General features: G+C 70.2%; 14 protein-coding genes. 3 read left to right on the top strand and 11 right to left on the bottom strand.

The genetic code is table 11. The features are described 5' to 3' along the window. Positions 1-110 precede the first annotated feature (110 nt). Positions 111-1,556: a helix-turn-helix transcriptional regulator gene (locus AC0IWM_RS20965; RefSeq protein ID WP_471758175.1), complete on the bottom strand. Its 1,446-nt coding sequence runs from the start codon at positions 1,554-1,556 to the stop codon at positions 111-113. A 203-nt stretch (positions 1,557-1,759) separates the two neighbouring features. Here AC0IWM_RS20965 and AC0IWM_RS20960 point away from each other — a divergent pair, with 203 nt between their 5' ends. Next, positions 1,760-3,205: an acetamidase/formamidase family protein gene (locus tag AC0IWM_RS20960; protein WP_471758173.1), complete on the top strand. Its 1,446-nt coding sequence runs from the start codon at positions 1,760-1,762 to the stop codon at positions 3,203-3,205. Between the two features lie 19 nt (positions 3,206-3,224). Here the strand turns inward: AC0IWM_RS20960 and AC0IWM_RS20955 are convergent, their stop codons facing one another. From AC0IWM_RS20955 to AC0IWM_RS20930, 6 genes are all read right to left on the bottom strand, one after another. Continuing rightward, complete coding sequence (locus AC0IWM_RS20955; RefSeq protein WP_471758171.1) at positions 3,225-3,974, bottom strand: class I SAM-dependent methyltransferase; 750 nt, start codon at positions 3,972-3,974, stop codon at positions 3,225-3,227. Positions 3,975-4,200: 226 nt separating this feature from the next. After that, positions 4,201-4,503, bottom strand: a complete 303-nt coding sequence (locus tag AC0IWM_RS20950; protein ID WP_471758169.1) for a hypothetical protein — start codon at positions 4,501-4,503, stop codon at positions 4,201-4,203. Positions 4,504-4,554: 51 nt separating this feature from the next. Further along, positions 4,555-6,078: an exopolyphosphatase gene (ppx, locus tag AC0IWM_RS20945; protein ID WP_471758229.1), complete on the bottom strand. Its 1,524-nt coding sequence runs from the start codon at positions 6,076-6,078 to the stop codon at positions 4,555-4,557. Positions 6,079-6,124: 46 nt separating this feature from the next. Then, positions 6,125-8,587 carry an RNA degradosome polyphosphate kinase gene (locus AC0IWM_RS20940; RefSeq protein ID WP_471758227.1) on the bottom strand — a complete coding sequence of 821 codons (2,463 nt, stop codon included), beginning with the start codon at positions 8,585-8,587 and terminating at the stop codon, positions 6,125-6,127. A gap of 156 nt (positions 8,588-8,743) precedes the next feature. Then, positions 8,744-9,523, bottom strand: coding sequence for a P-loop NTPase family protein (locus AC0IWM_RS20935; protein ID WP_471758167.1), 780 nt, complete (start codon positions 9,521-9,523; stop codon positions 8,744-8,746). Then, complete coding sequence (locus tag AC0IWM_RS20930) at positions 9,524-10,615, bottom strand: AI-2E family transporter (protein WP_056469315.1); 1,092 nt, start codon at positions 10,613-10,615, stop codon at positions 9,524-9,526. A 221-nt stretch (positions 10,616-10,836) separates the two neighbouring features. Here AC0IWM_RS20930 and purM point away from each other — a divergent pair, with 221 nt between their 5' ends. Beyond that, complete coding sequence (purM, locus tag AC0IWM_RS20925) at positions 10,837-11,904, top strand: phosphoribosylformylglycinamidine cyclo-ligase (protein WP_471758165.1); 1,068 nt, start codon at positions 10,837-10,839, stop codon at positions 11,902-11,904. Then, the gene (gene purN, locus AC0IWM_RS20920; RefSeq protein WP_471758163.1) at positions 11,904-12,560 is read left to right on the top strand and encodes a phosphoribosylglycinamide formyltransferase; all 657 of its coding nucleotides are present in this window, start codon (positions 11,904-11,906) and stop codon (positions 12,558-12,560) included. The genes purM and purN overlap by 1 nt, the downstream gene beginning before the upstream one ends. Before the next feature lie 22 nt (positions 12,561-12,582). On the opposite strand, the gene AC0IWM_RS20915 is transcribed toward purN, so the two are convergent. The 4 genes from AC0IWM_RS20915 to AC0IWM_RS20900 form a co-directional block, all read right to left on the bottom strand. Beyond that, positions 12,583-13,527: an aspartate carbamoyltransferase catalytic subunit gene (locus AC0IWM_RS20915; RefSeq protein WP_471758161.1), complete on the bottom strand. Its 945-nt coding sequence runs from the start codon at positions 13,525-13,527 to the stop codon at positions 12,583-12,585. Positions 13,528-13,611: 84 nt separating this feature from the next. Next, a complete protein-coding gene (locus AC0IWM_RS20910; protein ID WP_471758159.1) occupies positions 13,612-16,596 on the bottom strand; it encodes a response regulator in 2,985 nt (994 codons plus the stop codon). Positions 16,597-16,848: 252 nt separating this feature from the next. Continuing rightward, complete coding sequence (locus AC0IWM_RS20905; protein WP_471758157.1) at positions 16,849-17,619, bottom strand: potassium channel family protein; 771 nt, start codon at positions 17,617-17,619, stop codon at positions 16,849-16,851. An 18-nt stretch (positions 17,620-17,637) separates the two neighbouring features. Next, entirely contained in the window at positions 17,638-19,014 is a 1,377-nt protein-coding gene (locus tag AC0IWM_RS20900) for a pentapeptide repeat-containing protein (RefSeq protein ID WP_471758155.1), read from the bottom strand. Positions 19,015-19,091 lie beyond the last annotated feature (77 nt).

Genomic DNA, 19,091 nt, shown 5'->3' with positions numbered 1-19,091 from the left:
GCCCGTTCCCGGCGGGAAACGGGCGGGGCGGCGCGTTGGCAGGCGATCCGAAGCCGTCGCGATCAGGGTGGCCACCTGCGGGTGCGAGGCCCCCGGCCTACGACCCCGGCCTACGACGCGAAGCCGTTGTCCCGGCCCCAGATGATCGCCTCGCCGCGGCGGTGAATGCCGAGCTTGCGGTAGAGCGCGGCGGTGTGGTTGCGCACGGTGTTGGGCGTCAGGCTCAGGCGCTTGGCGATGGCGCCATCGCCGAGGCCCTGGCAGATCAGGCGCAGCACCTCGCCCTCGCGGCGGGTGAGATCGGGCCTGACCGGCGCGGGCTCGGACGAACGCTGCTGGCGCAGGCTGCCGAGCTTCTCGATCAGGCCGCGGCTGAACCACGAGGTGTCGGCCATCACGGTCTCGATCGCGTCGAACAGTTCGCGCTCGGAGCGCTTGCGGTCGCTGATGTCCTGCAGCACCGCGAGGAGGCAGGCCTCGTCTCCGATGGTGACGCTCTCGGCCGAGACGAGGCAGTCGAGCTCCGCGCCGTCGCGGCTGCGCAGGCAGGCCTCGAATCCGAGGACGCTCCCCTGCGCGGAGAGGTCCGCCCCGAAGCGTTCGCGCTGGGCGTCGTCGGCCCACAGCCCGATCGCGTCGAGTTCCTGCCCGACGACCGCGTCCTCGTCGTGGCCGAAGGTCCGGCTGAAGGCCTGGTTGATCCCGATCACGGCGAGGCCGCCGGCCCGGCACAGCAGGGTCGGCACGGGCGTGAGGCGGAACGCCTTGGCGAAGCGCTCCTCGCTGTGGCGCAGGGCCGTCTCCGCCTTCTTGCGCAGTTCGAGATCCGCAAAGGTGAAGAGCATGCAGGGCTCGTCGCCCATGTCGATGGGCTGGCCCGCCACGATGACGAACCGGGTGCCGCCGTCCGGCAGGCGCAGGCAGGCCTCCATCTGCGGGATCGTCTCGCCGGCATTGAGGCGGGCGATCGCGAGGTCCCGGCTGCGGGCTTCGTTCAGCACGTCGATCTCGTAGACGCTGCGCCCGATGACGTCGGCGCTGCGGTAGCCCGTCATCTCCAGGAAGCCGAGATTGACCTTGACGTGGCGCAGGTCCGACAGGCGGCAGATCACGGCCGGGGCCGGGTTGGCGCTGAAGGTCTTCTCGAAGCGCTCCTCGGCTTCGAACTGTGACGTCACGTCGGCCAGGATCAGCACGAGGCAATCGGGGATGCCGGCCGCGTCGGTGATGACGAGGCTTCGGATGCGCTGCATCGCGTTGAAATCAGGTCGGTCCGTTCGCCGGACGTTGACGATGACCTCGTCGAAGGTCTCGCCGGCCAGCACCCGCTCGATCGGGGTGCGGGTGATGACGTGATTGTTGCGGTAGCGCAGCACGAAGGTGTCGCGGAACGCCGAGACGGTTCCACCGAGCTCGGCGAGGTCGGCCGCCCCGTGCATCGCCAGGGCCGCCGCATTGGCCCAGGTGATGCGCTGATCGGGCTCGATGAGGATCACGCCCTCGGTGAGGCCGGCGATGATCTGGTGCAGCTGGGAACGGTCGACGCCCGTCGTCAAAGGTCTTGGCATCCTGTGTACAGAAGCGGCGGGTTCACCGGAGGGGACGCCCGGGTGCTACGGCGCCCCTCATGCGGACCAGCCCGGCCGCCGAGGAACAAACGCGGGAGCGTCGGACTCGTTGCCGAAATGTCCTGGCAAGGGAAGCGTGGCCGCTGCTTTGCATGCAATATTCCTGCTGAATGGGACCACAGGAGATCGCGATGTGCCAGGGTGACGATCCGAGTTGCGACCACTTCGCCGAGCATCGCCGCCGCTTTCTCGGGGATCTCGCGCCGGAGCGGCGCGCCTTCCTGAAGAGCGGCTTCGTCGCCTCGGGCGGGGCGGCGGCCCTGATGGCCGGAGGCCTCACTCTGCCGGGCCCCGCCCTCGCCGAGGCGAGCGCGAAGCGAAGCCTGAAGCAGACGACGCATTATCATCTCCCGGCCACGGCGGAGACGGTGCATTGGGGCTATTTCAGCCGCAGCCTCAAGCCGCAGGTCGAGATCGAGTCCGGCGACTACGTCACCATCGAGACCCTGACCCACCACGCCAACGACGATGCCGAGCGCATGGTCACGGGCGATCCGGGCGCGGAGAGCGTCTTCCTCTGGACGAAGGACAGGAAGGGCGTCGCCCGGCGCGGGGCGGGGCCGGAGGACGCCCAGTTCGGACCGGGCGGCGGCCTCGGCGTGCACATCTGCACGGGTCCGGTGGCGATCCGGGGGGCGGAACCCGGCGACGTGCTGGAGGTGCGCATCCTCGACGTGGCGCCCCGTCCCTGCGCCAACCCGGCCTTCAAGGGCCGCACCTTCGGCAGCAACGCCGCCGCGAACTGGGGCTACCACTACAAGGACATGATCACGGGCGACCGACCGCGCGAGGTGGTGACGATCTACGAGGTCGACGCCACGGGTGCCCGCGACTGGGCTCAGGCGGTCTACAGCTTCCGCTGGCCCGGCGTCACCGACCCCAACGGCGTCGCCCACCCGACCATCGACTATCCGGGCCTGCCGGTGGACCACGCCAGGACGCAGCGCAACTTCGACGTGCTCAAGGGCTTTCGCGTGCCAATCCGTCCGCATTTCGGCACGATGGGCTTGGCGCCGAAGGAAGCCGAGATGGTGAACTCGATTCCTCCCAGCTACACCGGCGGCAACATCGACAACTGGCGCATCGGCAAGGGCGCCACTCTCTACTACCCCGTGGCCGTCCCGGGTGCCCTGTTCTCGGTGGGCGACCCCCATGCGAGCCAGGGCGATTCCGAGCTCTGCGGCACCGCCATCGAGTGCTCCCTCACCGGCACCTTCCAGTTCATCCTGCACAAGAAGGCGGATCTCCCCGGCACCGCCCTGGAGACCCTCGACTTTCCGATGATCGAGACAGCCGACGACTGGGTGCTCTCGGGCTTCAGCTACCCGAACTACCTCGCCGATCTCGGTCCCGACGCACAGAACGCGATCTTCGCGAAGTCCTCCGTCGACCTCGCCATGCGCGACGCCTTCCGCAAGATGCGCCAGTTCCTCATGCATGGGCACGGCCTGACCGAGGACGAGGCGATCTCCCTGATGTCCATTGCTGTGGATTTCGGCATCACCCAGGTGGTGGATGGAAACTGGGGCGTTCACGCCATCGTCAAGAAGGCGATCTTCCCGGTGCGGACGACCTGACCCGCGGGCCTCGACCCGGTCAGAGGCGACCGGCGCGCAGCGACAAGGGCCAGCGGATGGCCCTCTGCGCGTCGGGGTCGCCCCAGGCCGAGGCCAGAGCATCCTGGAACGCAGCGATCGGCGCGCGGCCGATGGCCTTCTCGATGGCCCGGACCGCCGACCAGGTCTCCGTGTAGCCGATGAGATCCGGCAGACTCCAGGACAGCGCGATCGCGAGATCCGGCATCCCGATTTCCGGGAACGGGAATGGAAGCGCGCGATACCCATCCTCGACATGTCGGCGCTCCGGCGGCCAATGGGGTCCGAGGGTCTGGCCGTAGAAGTGCTGCATCACGGCGTCGACCGCCGGGTCCTCCACGTGCAGCACGCCGTAGGTGACCAGGGCCAGGATCGCACCCGGGCGCGCGATCCGCCGGACCTCGGCGTAGAATGCCGGGAGTTCGAGCCAGTGCGCTGCCTGGGCGACGGTGACGAGGTCGACGCTGGACTCCGGCAGGCCGCTCCGCTCGGCGGGCGCCGTGCCGTAGCGGACGCGGGCATGCGGCGTTGCATGGGCGATCTGCTCTGCGCTGGCATCGGTGGCGACGACCGCCTCGAACCGGCCGGCGAGCAGGACCGAGAGCTGCCCCGTGCCGCAGGCGCAGTCGAGCGCGAGGGACTGCCGCGGCGCGGCGTCTGCGAGGGCGTCGACCAGGTCTCGCGGATAGGTCGGCCGGTGTGCAGCATATCCGGCCGACTGGGCCGAGAAATGATCCTTGAAGATCGTCATCGCCGATGAGGCTCCCGCGCTGGAGCCCGCATCCGTCGACGACCCTGGCCCTTGGCCGCGGCGTTTCGATCGGCGTCCACGCGTTGGGACGCGTCACGGATCGACAGGGACCCGGCTCGAGGTGCTCCCGATGCCCGGTGCGTTCGATGCCCGGGGGCAAGTCCTCGGACATCGGGTCTCCGAAGCGCGGATCGTACCAGCAAGGTTCCGGTCTCGAGCGCGCTCCTCAGCAGCTCAGGCGGCGGCCCTCGCGACGGCCGAAGACCCGGTAATGCGCGGCGCCGGACTCCATCTGGCCCCGGTTGACCGCCCGGCGCACATCGGGATTGCAGCGCAGGTACTCTCCCTCGTCGAAGCCGTAGTCCCGCCGGCCACGGCCGCGGTCCCGGAAATCGCCTTCACGGTCGCGGTACCCGTCGTCCCGTCCACGATAGCCGTCGTCGTAGCCGCGATAGGGCTGGGCCAGGACCGGGCTCATCGAGCCGAGGACCGCCAGCCCAAGAACCGCTGCTGCACAAAGTGACTTCATCTCGAATTTCTCCTTACCGGCCGCGGAAAACAGTTCCGCTCGCGTTTTGGTTCAATCGGCCTCGACGATCCGGCCCTCGAGGCCGAACAGGCGGCCGAGGCCGCGCACCCGGTTGAGGATACGGTCGCCAGGCAGGGAGCCCTGGTCGGCCGGAAGCGTCAGCGTCACCCGGCCTCCCTCGACCGTGACGGGAATGCGCCCGAGGGCGCCGGCCATTCCGGCCGAGAGCGGGAAGGCGAGGCGCAACAGGGCTCCGAGCAGGCGCGCGCGCTCGAACAGGCGGGGACCCGCGAGACTGCGCAGCATCGGGCTCGCCTTCTCCGGTGCGATGCCCTCGTGGCGGAAATAGATGGCCAGGGCGAGATAGGCCCGGCCCGGGTGATCGATGCCGACGAAAGCCGCGTGGGTGATGACGTTGACGCTCTGCTCGCCCCGATAGTCGGGATGGGCCCGCCAGCCGATGTCCGAGAGCAGGCAGGCGGCGTGGCGCAGGCGGCGCTCGTCGGCGGTCTCGGGCTGGTCGAGGCTGGCGATGAAGCGGTCGCTCCAGGCGATGAGGTCCCCGGCATGGCCCGGCGAGCGGGCGCGGAGGGCATTGAGCTCGGCCGCCGCCGCCAGGAGCGGATCGGCGAGGCGGGCGTCGCGGTCGAGCTGCTCGTAGAGCAGGCCCTCGCGCACGCCGCTGGCCGAGATCGCGAGCTCCCGCGGACGCCCGATCCGGATGATCTCCTCCAGCACCACCGCGCCGTAGGCCAGCAGCGGGCGCCGCGCCTCCGAGACGCTCTCGACATCCTGCAGCAGGGCCGCGTCGGTGCGCTCCACCACCTCGAGGAAGTTGAGCTCGTCCGAGGGCTCGACGCTGTAGCCGTGCATGACGTGGAGCGGATAGCCCCGGGCCGACTGGTGCAGCCGCGCGAGGGCCCGCCAGGTCCCGCCGACGGCGTAGAAGCTGCGCCCGCGCAGGGTCTCCAGCTGCGGCGAGGCCTTCTTCAGGTTCTCGCGGACGATCTTGAGAGCCTTCTTGACCGAGCCGCCCGAGAGATCCTGGAGGGCGAGGCCGCCGAGGGGCATCGTCACCCCCATCCCGACGGTGGCACCGCGCACGTCCACGAGTTCGAGGGAGCCTCCGCCGAGATCGCCGACGACCCCGTCGGGCGCGTGGAAGCCCGAGATGACCCCCAGCGCCGACAGTTCGGCCTCGCGCCGGCCGGAGAGCAGCTCGATGCGCTGGCCGCAGGCGGTTTCCGCGGCCGCGAGGAATTCCCGGCCGTTCTCGGCGTCGCGCGCGGCGGCGGTCGCCAACACGAAGGTCCGCGAGACCCGCATGGTGGCGCAGAGCACCCGGAAGCGCGCGAGCGCCACGAGGGCGCGGCGGACCGCCTCCTCGTTGAGGCGCCCCGTGGAGAGCACGTTACGGCCGAGGCCGCACAGCACCTTCTCGTTGTAGAGCGGCGTGGGGGCCCGGGTCAGGCCGTCATAGGCGACGAGACGCACCGAGTTCGAGCCGATGTCGATGATCGCCACCGGCTCGATGTGGTCCCCGGCCCCGTGCGAGGCGGCTGCCCGAACGGGCATGGGGCGGGCTGGGTCGAGGCCCATGCGGGCTCCTCTGGACGGTCCGTCAGCCACGCTGCGCGCGTCGGCTCAGGGCGCGCGGGCTGGACTTCTTCGACGACTTGCCGCGCCCGGACAGGCTCGGGTTCGTCATGAAATACTTGTGCGCATTGAACGGCTCTTCCCCCTCTGCGGGCTGGATCCGTTCGCTGGCACCCGACGCCAGTACACGCCAGCTCTGTCGGTTGTCGAGGAGGTTGGCCAGCATGATCTGGTCCAGCACCTGCTGATGCACCGTCGGATTGGTGATCGGCAGGAGCGCCTCGACGCGGCGGTCGAGATTCCGGCTCATCAGGTCGGCGGACGAGATGTAGACGACCGCCTTCGGATGGGGCAGCCCGACGCCGTTACCGAAGCAGTAGATGCGCTCGTGCTCCAGGAAGCGCCCGACGATCGACTTGACCCGGATCGTCTCCGACAGCCCCGGGATGCCGGGCCGGAGGCAGCAGATGCCGCGCACCACGCAGTCGATCTGCACACCCGCCTGGGAGGCGTCGTAGAGCGCATCGATGATCTGCTGGTCGACCAGCGAGTTGCACTTGATCCAGATCGCGGCCGGCCGGCCCGCCTTCGCGTGGGCCACCTCCGCCTCGATGTGCTCGAGGAGGCGCGGCTTCAGGGTCAGCGGCGAGACCGACATCCGCTCCAGCTCGGCCGGTTCCGCATAGCCGGTGATGAAGTTGAAGATCCGGCTGACGTCCCGCGCCACCGCCGGATCGGCGGTGAAGAAGGATAGGTCGGTGTAGATGCGCGCGGTGATCGGGTGGTAGTTGCCGGTGCCGACGTGGCAGTAGGTGACCAGGCGGTCGCCCTCCCGGCGCACCACCATCGACAGCTTGGCGTGGGTCTTCAGCTCGATGAAGCCGAACACCACCTGCGCGCCGGCCTTCTCCAGGTTGCGCGCCCAGCGGATGTTGGCCTCCTCGTCGAAGCGGGCCTTCAGCTCGACGAGGGCGGTCACCGACTTGCCGAGCTCGGCGGCTTCCGCGAGGGCGGCGACGATCGGCGAGTTCGAGGAGGTGCGGTAGAGCGTCTGCTTGATCGCCACCACGTTGGGGTCGCGGGCGGCCTGGGCGAGGAACTGCACCACCGCGTCGAAGGATTCGTAGGGGTGGTGGACGATGAAGTCCTTCTGCCGGATCGCCGCGAAGACGTCGCCGCCGCTCTCGCGGATGCGCTCGGGGAAGCGCGGGTTGTAGGACTTGAACTTCAGGTCCGGCCGGTCGATGCCGACGATCTGCGAGAGCTCGTTGAGGGCGAGCATGCCTTCCACGAAGATCACCGCGTCGCTGCCGATCTCGAGCTCGTCGGCCACGAAGGCGCGCAGGTCCTCGGGCATGCCGGCCTCGACCTCCAGCCGGATGACGACGCCGCGGCGGCGCTGCTTCAGGGCCGTCTCGAAATGCAGGACGAGGTCCTCGGCCTCCTCCTCGATCTCGAGGTCGGAATCGCGGATGACGCGGAACGCGCCCTGCCCGCGCACGGCGTAGCCGGGAAAGAGCCGCCCGGTGAACAGCACGATGACCTGCTCGATGGCGATGAAGCGGGCGGTCGCATCGTTCTCGGCATCCGGCAGGCGCACGAACCGGTCGAGCACCGCCGGGAGCCGGATCAGCGCGCGCAGGGTCCGGCCGTCGCGCGGACGCACCAGCATCAGCGCGATCGTGGAGCCGAGATTGGGAATGAACGGGAACGGGTGCGCCGGGTCGATGGCCAGCGGCGTCAGCACCGGCAGGACGAGGTTGAGGAAGTAGTCCTCCAGCCATGCCCTGTGCACCTGAGTCAGGCCGGCGGGCTCCAGGAGCTCGATGCCGGCGCCGAGGAGTTCCCCGCGCAGCTCGCGCCAGCGCGCCTGCTGGTCCAGGGCAAGGTGCGAGACCTCGGTTCCGACCCGGGCGAGCTGTTCGGCCGGGGTCAGGCCGTCCTGCGAGGGCAGGACGAGGCCGGCGCGGACCTGATCGTGCAGGCCGGCGACGCGCACCATGAAGAACTCGTCGAGGTTGTTGGCCGAGATCGAGAGGAAGCGAAGTTGCTCCAGGAGGGGATGGTTCGCGTTCGAGGCCTCCTCCAGCACCCGGCGATTGAACTGGAGCCAGGACAGTTCGCGGTTGACGAAGCGCTCGGGAGAGTGCCGCAGGGCGAGCCCCGCCTCGCGAACGGAGTCGCGTGCCTCGGCGCCGGGCAGGATTTCGGCGGGCGGCGGCAGGTCTCCGGGCGGCGGCAGGTCGAGATCGGCGTCGGGCAGGGCGTCCGAGGCCGAAGCTTCGGACGTCGGGGCTTCCGAGCGCGGGGCTCCGGACACCGGCCCCCTCGCCTCCGTGAGATCCTCCTGGATCGCCTTCCCCGGCCGCGGCTTGGGAGCCCCCGATACGGGCGGCGCGGTCCGCCGAGCGGTCGGACGGGCCGCCCGGGCGCGGCCCTCGGTGACACGCGGGGTTCCGTCATCCGCTGCGGTCGCGTCCGAGTCCATATCCGCCAAGAGGTCTTCTCCTACAGGTTGAGGGGTCGGCGTCGTAGCACGGCCCGGGTCGGCGTTTGTGACAGTTGAATGACGATCGTCGGTCGCCGGACGAGCCGGCGCGCCATTCTCACGCAAGCCCTTCGTCCTCACGCAAGCCCTTCGTCCTCACGCAAGCCCTTCGTCCCCGGGCTCGGGCTGATCCTCATCCTCCGGTTCCTCGTCGTCCGGCGCTTCGGCCCCGAAGCCGAGGCGTTCCAGCACCGCCAGCGCCAGGGGCTTGGTGATGCGCCGGCCCCGGCTCAGGGCATCCCGGTCCAGGGCGGTGACGACCTCGCGGGCCCGCCCCAGGGAGCGGTCGATCCGCAGGGCCAGGGCCTCGACGATGGCGAGGTCCACCACCAGCTGCCGGTCGACGAACAGCTTGACGAGGACGGCGCGCAGCAGGGCGTCGTCGGGGGGCAGGATGGTGGCGCCGGGCGCGAGACGCAGGCGCGAGCGCAGGTCCGCCGTGGTCAGGCCCAGGCCCTCCACCGAGGTGGCGGAGGTGACGAGAACCGGGCAGCCGCGCTCGCGGGCGAGGTTGAGGAGATGGAACAGGGCCGCCTCGTCGCGGGGCACGGTTCCGTCCGCTCCCGCCCGGTCGACATCCTCGATCACCAGGGCGCCGTTGGAGAGGAAGCGCGGGACCGTGGCGGCCGTGACCTCCGTGGCCTGCGCGGTCCAGGCGTGGGAGCGCGTCGCCCAGATCGAGGCGAGGTGGCTCTTGCCGCTGCCCGGCGGCCCGGTCAGCAGGCACACCGTGTCGGGCCAGTTCGGCCAGGCCTCGATGAGCGCGTAGGCGGCCTCGTTGGCCGGTCCCACGAGGAAGTCCTCGCGGCCGTAGCGTGGGTCGGCCGGCAGATCGAAGGCCAGCTGCTTCGGGGGGACGGTGTCGCGGGTTGCCATTCAGGGTTCGGGCTTGGACAGGAGCACGGGCGCGTCCGCGTAGTAGAGCGGGCTCTGGAGGTAACGCTCCAGGACGAAGCGGACGAGCACGCCGATGGAGGCCGCCACCGGGACCGCGAGCAGCAGCCCGAGGAAGCCGAACAGCGAGCCGAAGGCGAGGAGGGCGAACATCAGCCAGACCGGATGCAGGCCGACCGACTCGCCGACCAGCTTGGGCGAGATGATGTTGCCCTCGAGGAACTGTCCGACGACGAAGACCCCGATGGTCAGCCCGATATGCAGCCAATCGGAATCCGGCCAGAACTGCGCCAGGGCGACGCCGGCCGAGAGCAGGAACCCGGTCAGCGTCCCGACATACGGGATGAAGGTCAGGAAGCCCGCGATCAGGCCGATGAGCACGCCGAAGTTCAAGCCGACCAGGAACAGGCCGACGGCGTAGAAGGTGCCGAGGATGAGGCAGACCAGGGTCTGGCCGCGGACGAAGCCGGTGACCGCTCCGTCGATCTCGCGCCCGAGGCGCCGCACCACCGGGCGGTGGCGCGGGGGCACCCACCGGTCGAGGGTCGCGATCATCCGGTCCCAGTCGACCAGCAGGTAGAACGCCACCACCGGCGTCACCACGAGGAGCGACGCGATGGAGATCAGGGCCTGGCTGCCCGACCACAGGGACTTGAGGAAGGCGAGGAACCAGGTGCCCCCCTGCCCGACCAGCGTCCCGACCTGCGACTGCAGGTCGGTGAGGACGTCGGCCCCGCCCACCCGCTGCAGCAGCGGCCCCGCCCTGTCCGCCAGGATGCCCTGCAGCCGCGAGACCATGCCGGGCAGGGTCGCGATCAGGGCCGAGATCTGGTTGGCGGCCAGCGGCACCGCGATGAGCAGGACGACCACGAGTCCGACCACGAACACCGCCAGGATGAGAAGCGAGGCGGCCAGTCGTCCAAGCCCGAGGCGCTCCAGCCGGTCGGCGATCGGATCGAGAAGGTAGGCCAGGGCCAAGCCCGCCACGAAGGGCAGCAGTACGTCGGCGAGGAGGTAGACCAGCAGGGCGAGGCCCACGAGGGCCATCAGCCCGATCATCGCCCTGCCGCGCATCGGCCGTTCCCCGTTCACGTCGTCGTTCGCGGACCAACAGTGGGAACGGGAGGGGATGGGGTCAAGGCTGCGGGATGCATGCCGACGCGCCTTCCCTCGCTCGCATCGGCCCCTGGGCGCCGATCGGGGCACGAATACCCGCTACCCGCGACGACGGACTCGCGGAGGCGCGCGGGAGCGGTTAGAGGTCGCGGAACACGGACCCTCGGAGAGCGGCGCGGATGACCGGCGAGCCCAAAAACGGAATGACCTACGCGCAGGCGGGCGTCGACATCGATGCCGGCAACGCCATGGTCGAGACGATCAAGCCGCTGGTGCGCGCCACCCGGCGGCCGGGGGCCGATGCCGAGATCGGCGGCTTCGGCGGCCTGTTCGATCTGAAGGCCGCGGGTTTCAAGGATCCGATCCTGGTGGCGGCCAACGACGGTGTCGGCACCAAGGTCAAGATCGCCATCGAGACGAACCGCCACGACACCATCGGCATCGATCTCGTGGCGATGTGCGTGAACGACATCATCGTGCAGGGCGCCGAGCCGCTGTTCTTCCTCGACTACTTCGCCACCGCCAAGCTGGTGCCCGGGGTCGGCGCCGACATCGTGCGCGGCATCGCGGCCGGGTGCCGGCTCGCCGGCTGTGCGTTGATCGGCGGCGAGACCGCCGAGATGCCGGGCCTCTACGACGGTTCCGACTACGATCTGGCCGGGTTCAGCGTCGGGGCGGCCGAGCGCGGCACACTGCTGCCGCGCGGCAACATCGTGCCCGGCGACGTGGTGCTGGGCCTGCCCTCTTCGGGCGTCCATTCCAACGGCTTCTCGCTTGTGCGTCGGATCGTCGAGCGCAGCGGCCTGTCCTACGACGACCCGGCACCCTTCGAGCCCGCCCGGACGCTCGGCGAGGCCCTGCTGGAGCCGACCCAGATCTACGTGAAGCCGCTGCTGGCGGCCCTGCGCACCACGGACGGGATCAAGGCGCTCGCCCACATCACCGGCGGCGGCTTCCCCGACAACCTGCCCCGCGTGCTGCCCGATGGCGTCGGCATCAGCATCGACCTCGACGCGATCATCCCGCCGCCGGTCTTCGGCTGGCTCTCGGAGGTCGGCGGGGTCGCCGAATCCGAGATGCTGCGCACCTTCAACTGCGGCATCGGCATGGTGGTGGTGGTGGCGCCCGAGAGCGTGAGCGCCGTGTCGAAGGCCCTCGACCTCGGCGGCGCCTCCCCGGTTCGCCTCGGCCGGATCACTCCGCGCGGGGCCGAGCCCGTGACCTTCGAAGGGCGGCTCGCCTTCTGATGGCGCCCGCAAGACGGACCCGCGTCGCGATCCTCATCTCGGGGCGCGGCTCGAACATGGCTTCGCTGATCGCGGCGGCGCAGGCGCCGGACTACCCGGCCGAGATCGTGCTGGTGGCGGCCAATCTTCCCGAGGCGCCCGGCCTCGTCTACGCGGCGGAACGCGGCATCCCGACCCGCGCCATCGATCACAAGGCCTATCCGAGCCGGGAGACCTTCGACGCGGCGCTGAACGCCGAGCTGGAGGCGGCCGATATCGACCTCGTGTGCCTGGCCGGTTTCATGCGGATCTTCTCCGCCGGCTTCGTCGAGGCCTGGGCGGGGCGGATGATCAACATCCACCCTTCTCTCCTGCCGCTGTTCAAGGGCGTGCACACCCATGAGCAGGCCCTGGCCGCCGGGGTGCGCCTGCATGGCTGCACCGTGCACTACGTCGTTCCCGAGCTCGATGCCGGCCCGATCATCGCGCAGGCGGCCGTGCCGGTTCGGCCCGGCGACGATGCCGACGCGCTGGCGGCCCGCATCCTGGTGCAGGAGCACCGGCTCTATCCCCAGTCCCTGGCTCTCGTCGCGGGCGGGCGCGTCGCCCTCGACGGCGCACGGGTGGTATTCACGGAGGACGTATCGGGCGCGGAAGGGGCGCTGCTGAGCCTGTAGCCGAGCGTCTGCCGCGGCCGGATCACGCGTTCGGCAGGTGCGTCGCCAGCGCTTCGAGCACCGCCATGCGCACGGCCACCCCCATCTCGACCTGCTCGCGGATCAGAGACTGCGCCCCGTCGGCGATCTCCGAGGAGATCTCGACGCCCCGATTCATCGGGCCGGGATGCATCACCAGGGCATCGGGGTCGGCAAGCCGCAGCTTGTCGGCATCGAGGCCGAAATAGCGGAAATATTCCTTCACGGAGGGCACGAAGGAGCCGTTCATGCGCTCGCGCTGCAGGCGCAGCATCATGACGATGTCGCAGCCCTCCAGGCCCTTACGCATGTCGGTGAAGACCTCGACGCCGAAGCGCTCGATGCCGGTGGGCAGCAGGGTCGAGGGTCCGATCACCCGCACCCGCGCGCCGAGAGCCTGGAGCAGGATCAGGTTCGAGCGTGCCACGCGGCTGTGCAGGACATCGCCGCAGATCGCGACCCGCAGGCCTTCGATCCGGCCCTTGTTGCGCCGGATCGTCAGCGCGTCGAGGAGCGCCTGCGTCGGGTGCTCGTGGGCGCCGTCGCCGGCATTGACCACGGCACAGTCGACCTTGCGGGCCAGAAGGTGCACGGCGCCGGCCGCGTGGTGGCGAACCACGATGATGTCGGGCCGCATGGCGTTGAGGGTTGCGGCGGTGTCGATGAGGGTTTCGCCCTTCTTCACCGACGACGAGGCCACCGACATGTTCATCACGTCGGCCCCGAGACGCTTGCCCGCCAGCTCGAAAGAGCTCTGCGTGCGCGTGGATGGCTCGAAGAACAGGTTGATCTGGGTGCGGCCGCGCAGGGTGGTGCGCTTCTTCTCGACCTGGCGCGAGAGGGCGACGGCGTCCTCCGCCCGGTCGAGCAGGATCTCGATGTCGGGTCGAGTGAGCCCCTCGATCCCGAGCAGGTGCCGGTGGGGGAAGCTGGGAGGCGCGGCTGTCATGCTGGGTCCAGGGCTATAGGCCGCCCTGCCAAGGGCGGCAAGCGCACCCGCCGAGCGCACCCGGCAGGTGCGCTCGGCGGCCCGTCAGGCTCCGGGCGCCACCAGCGGCCGCAGGGATTCGGCCAGGTCGGTGAGGCTCAGGCCGCCCTTCTGCAGCACCCGGTCGGCGCGTCCGGCGAGCCGCCGGCGGTCGTCGGCGGTGATGTCCTTGGCGGTTAGCACCACGACGGGAATGTCGCGCCACTCCGCCCGCTCGCGCAGGGCTCGCAGGAAGCCGAAGCCGTCCATCTCCGGCATCATCAGGTCGAGAAGGATGAGGCAGGGCTTCTTGGCCGCGGTCGCCTCCAGGCCGGCCACGCCGTTCTCGGCCGCGGCCACGCGCCAGCCCTCGCGGGTCAGCATCGCAGAGAGGCGCTCGCGAGCATCCGGGTCGTCGTCGATGATCAGCACCGGACCCTTGTGCTCGGAAGGCTTGAACCGCTCCATGGCCGACTTGAGCTGACCCCACTCGATCGGCTTCTGCAGATAGTCGGTGGCCCCGAGGGAGAAGGCGAGGTTCTGCTCGTCGAGCACCGTCACCATGATGATCGGGGTTGCGCCGAGCTCGGGATCGGCCCGCAGGGTGCGCAGCACCGACCAGCCGTCCATCCGTGGCATCGTCACGTCGAGGAGGATGACCCGGGGCCGGAGCTCGCGCGCCCGCTCGACGCCTTCGCGCCCGTCGCGCGCGGTGGCCACGGTGAAGCCGTCGCGCTCCAGGAAGCGCGCGAGGAGATCGCGCGTCGCCGCGTCGTCGTCGATGATCAGGACATGGCCCCCGAGGATCGCCCGCGCCTCGCCGGTCCGGTGCAGGACGTCGAGGTCGTGGTGGGCCGCCTCGACCGGATTCGGCGGCACATAGGTCGCGGGGACCGCCAGGGTGAAGGTGGTGCCGGCCCCCTCCTCGCTCTCCACCTCGATCCGGCCGCCCAGCATCTCGGCGAAGGCGCGGGTGATGGCGAGGCCGAGGCCGGTGCCACCGAACCGGCGGGTGGTCGAGGCGTCGGCCTGGGTGAAGCGCTGGAACAGCTTGGCCTGTTGCTCGGGATTCATGCCGATGCCGGTGTCGGTGACACGGAAGACGAGCCAGTCGGCGCCCGCGCGCGGGGCGCGGGCGACCGACAGGGTGATGCGACCGGCCTCGGTGAACTTCGCGGCGTTGCTCAGGAGATTGATCAGGCACTGGCGCAGCTTGGTCTGATCGGTCTGCGCCTCGCCGAGGTCGTCCGCTATCTCCAGGGCGAGGCTGTTGCCCTTCTTGTCGACCAGGGATTCCACGGTGGCGGCGACGTCGCGCACGGTCTCGGCCACCGGGAAGGTCTCGGCATAGATCTCCATGCGCTCGGCCTCGATCTTCGAGAGGTCGAGGACGTCGTTGATGAGGCCGAGCAGGTGGCGGGCATTCGCCTCGATCTTGCGCATGTCGGCGAGGAGCCCTTCCTCGCCGAGGTCTTCGATCTCCTCCTGCAGCATCTCGGAATAGCCGATCACCGCCGAGAGGGGGGTACGCAGCTCGTGACTCATATTGGCCAGGAACTGGCTCTTGGCCCGGTTGGCCTCCTCGGCGGCCTCCTTGGCGGCTTCCAGGGCGAGTTCCGCCTCCTTGCGGGCCGTCACGTCGGAATGCGTGCCGACCCATTCGCGGATGCTGCCGTTCTCCTCCAGGATCGGGACCGCGCGGGCCGACATGATCCGCCAGACCCCGTCCTGGCGGCGGACGCGGTGCTCGATCTCGTAGGGCGAGAGGGTCTCCAGAGCCTGTTGCCAGGCCGCGCCGGTGCGCTCGCGATCGTCGGGATGGATCGAACCGAGCCATCCGGCTCCGGCGGCCTCCTGGGGCGTCTGGCCGGTGAAGCGTGTCCACTCGGACGGCGTCACCTCGAAGCCGCCCTCGGGATTGGTCGTCCAGACGATGGCGGTGGTCGCTTCGGTCAGGGAACGGAAACGCTCCTCGCTGTGGCGCATGCGCTCCTCGGAGAGCTTGCGCAGGGTCTCGTCGGAGACGACGAGCCCGACGCCGTCGGCCTGGACGCCGTCGGAACGTGCGGAGCCGGTGCGGCCGCGCAGAGGGTAGAAGCTCATCTGGAAGTGGCGCACCCCGCGCGGGGCGCTCGGCGTGGGCACCGCCACGTCGACGTTGGTGGTCACGAGGCCTTCGTCGCGGGCCGCCTTGAGCTTCGGGATCAGCTGTTCCTGGAGCATCGGCACGTTCGCCCAGATCGGCGCGCCGAGATCGGCCCCGAAGCCGCGCTCGTTCATGGTGGCGAGCGCCCGGTTCATGTGCTGGATCGTCAGGTCGCGGTCGAGGAAGCCGAGGCCGACGGGAGCGTTGGCGAAGACCCCGTCGAGGAGGGCCGCCGTGCGCTGCTCGTCGCGCCGGCGCACCAGGGCGAGGCGCCCGAGGAGCCCGACGGCGCCGAGTGCCGAGGCGATCGACACCAGCAGCAGCACCAGGGAGAGCACGCGGTCGCGCTCCTCGCCCGTGGCGAGGACGGCGTTGGCATGGTTCTGCACGGCCTTGGCGGCCGCCCGCACGCCGTCCATGGTGCGCTTGCCCTCGCCCATCCGGGCCAGCGAGACGGCGGCGTCGTAGCCCTGGGCGCGGCGTAGGTCGATGACGTGCGCGGCGTAGCTTCGCTTGGCCTCGACGAACCGGCGCAGGTCACGCATGTGCTCGGGGCCCTGCGCATCGGTCTCCGTCGACAGGGCCTCGATGGCGTCGAGCTGCCCGTCGATGGTGTTCTGTGCCGCCTGGTAGGGCTCCAGGTAGGGCTCCTCGCCGAACAGCACGTAGCCGCGCATCCCGGTCTCGAGCTCGACCATGTTCGAGAGCAGGCGCTCACTCTCGCTGAGGATCGCGTGCTGACGCGCGCCGTCGATGCGGCTCGCCTCGCTGGCAAGGTAGTTTCCCACCCCGGCTGCCACCGCGATGCCGATCAGCACCAGGGCGAGGGGCGAGCTCGGTATGCCCGCGAGAAGGCGCGGCTTGCGCCAACCACGCTCGGGACGCTTCGGGAAGGCGCTGGTCATGCGATACGATTCACGGGTTTGGCGCCCTGTCGGGCGGGAGGAAAATCCGGCTGAGCGCGGCGACGGCGTCCCGCGTGCGGTCTCGCTGCGTTGGGAGCGCAGGAAGCCGGGAGCGGGGGAGCAGGCGTCGTCGCGGCAGCACCGTCGTAGTGGCAGGACCACGGCCCCGACGCTCGCAAACGCGCCGGCTTCGCTTCCGTTCATCCCGCGTCTCGCCGCACTGCGTGCCGGAGGCACTCCATCCAGAGGTACTCAATCGCCGCCCTCATCGGGGATGGCGAGGCGCGTCCCGCAGGCCTTGCAATGGACCGCGTCGGTCTCGTGGCGCTGGAGGCCGCAGGCCGGACAGGCGAAGCGCACCTTGGGCGGGCGGAACAACACCTGGGCGAGGCGCAGGAAAAGTGTCACCCCGAAAATCATCACCGCGACCGAGATGAGGCGGCCCGAGGTTCCCGGCAGCGTGATGTCGCCGTAGCCGGTGGTCGTCAGGGAGGTCACGGTGAAGTAGAGCGCGTCGACGGCGTTGCCGATCGCCGGGTTGCTGCCGTGCTGGGTGGCGTAGACGATCCCGGTCATCACGAAGACGAAGACCGCCAGGTTGGTGCCCGCCAGGATCGCGTCCTCGTTGGCGCGGAAGAAGGCGCTGTCCGCGCGCATCCGGTCGAGGAGCTGGTAGGTCCGCAGCAGGCGCAGGGTCCGCAGAATGCGCAGGAAGCCGACGCCCTCCCCCACCACCGGCGCGAGGAACGAGACCACCGCGGCGATATCGGCCCAGGTCGAGAGATGTCGGAACTCCCGCATCCGGTCCCGGCTGATGGCGAGACGGGCCAGGAAGTCGAGGAGTACGACGAGGCCCAGGGCGACGTCGATCCCCTCGATCCAGGCGTGGCGCGGCAGGAACGAGGTCGCCACGACCCAGACCACCGTGGCCGCGTCGAACACGAGGAGGCCGTAGCGGAAGCGGTGGGCCCGGTTGGTCGAGCCCTCGTAGAGGCCGGCGAGGCGCGCGGCGAGCGGGGTCATGGCGGTTGGGCGGGCTCCTCAGCGCCGGAGGCGGTTGCCGAGGACGAAGCCGAAGAGGCCCATCAGGATGATGCCGGCCGCCCCCTCGATGCCCACCAGAAGGTTGGTGACGCGGCCCACCGGCTTGACGCCGATCTCGGGCGGGTTCGCCGTCATCATGTTGAGGGCGCTGTAGCTCACGAGATCGAGGGGGTTGTAGGTCGCCCGGCCGTCGCTCCCTTCGGGGATGAGGCCGCCGGTGAGGCCGTAGAGGCCCGCGAACACGAAGATGAGGATGACGAAGGCGCGGGCGATGCGCGACAGGCTCTCGCCGTAGTCGCAGAGCCATTCCACGAAGCGATCGGCGACCCACTGATAGCCGTGCCGGGCCAGGTCCGGACCCGCACGCCGCTCCCACGCCGCTCGCGCCTGCGCGCCCGCGTGGAACCGCCCCATCCGGCGTCCGCGCTTGTAGGCCCAGCTCGCCGCATCCTGGCTGCCGATGCTCTTGAAGTTCTGCTCCAGGGCGAGGTAGCTCGCCTGGGCTGCCACGTAGTCCCGGGCGACCTCTTCGCCCACCGCGCCGCCGAGCTGATCCACCCTCATCCGGGTGCCGTTGAGCCAGGCCCCGGCGAAGCGTGCGTGGCGCAGGTCGCAGGTGGAGAGGTTGAGCCGCACCAGGCTGGTCTCGGAGAGATCCGCTCCCGATAGATCGGCCCCGTCGAGCTTGACTCCGGTGAAGTTGGCGCCCCGCAGGCGCGAGCCGCTGAGCTGCGTCTTCTTGAGGCTCGCGCCCTCGAAATCCGCGTAGGTGAGGTTGACCCCCACGAGCTTGACCTCGTCCAGGCGGGCGCCGCGGAAATGCGTGTAGTCGGCATCCGCCCCGGTGAAGTCGGCGCCCCAGAGGTCGGCTCCGTCGAAGTTGGCTCCGTCGAGGAGCGTGCGGCGTAGCTTGGCGAAGCGCATGGCGGCGCCGCCGAAATGCGCATCTTCCAGCATCGCGTCGTCGAAGTTGGCCTCGCCCCCGGCGATCCCGGTGAAGCGGGCGCCGCTGAGATCGGCCCCGGCGAAGTTCGCTTCCTCCACCGTGGCACCGACAAAGAGCGCGGAGCGTCCGAGGACGCCCCCGAGGGCGGCACCCGCGAGGTTGGCCCCGGTGAGGTCCGTGTTCTCCAAATGCGCATCGGTGAGGTCCACCCCGGCCAGGGCGAGGCCGGCCTGCTTCGGGTCCCACCAGGCCGGTGGTTCCGGGCTCTCGCCGAGCCGGGCCGCGAGTGCGTCGCGTCCCAGGGGCAGTCCGCCGAGGTCGCGGGATTCGCCGCCGGGAAAGCCGGTGAGACTCCCGCCTTCGAAGCGGGCGAGGAGCGCGTCGACCCGCGCGCGCGCTGCGGCGGCCTCCCCCGCGTCAGGCTCCATGACTGGCTTCCTAATGACTGGCTTCCCGATGACTGGCTTCCCGGCGGGCCGCGCGGGCACCATTCCGGCCCTGAGGC

It is taken from the genome of Methylobacterium sp. AC433 (genome assembly GCF_979253015.1).
The sequence above is the reverse complement of the archived record's forward strand: the minus strand, read 5'-3'. Positions and strand labels throughout refer to the sequence as shown.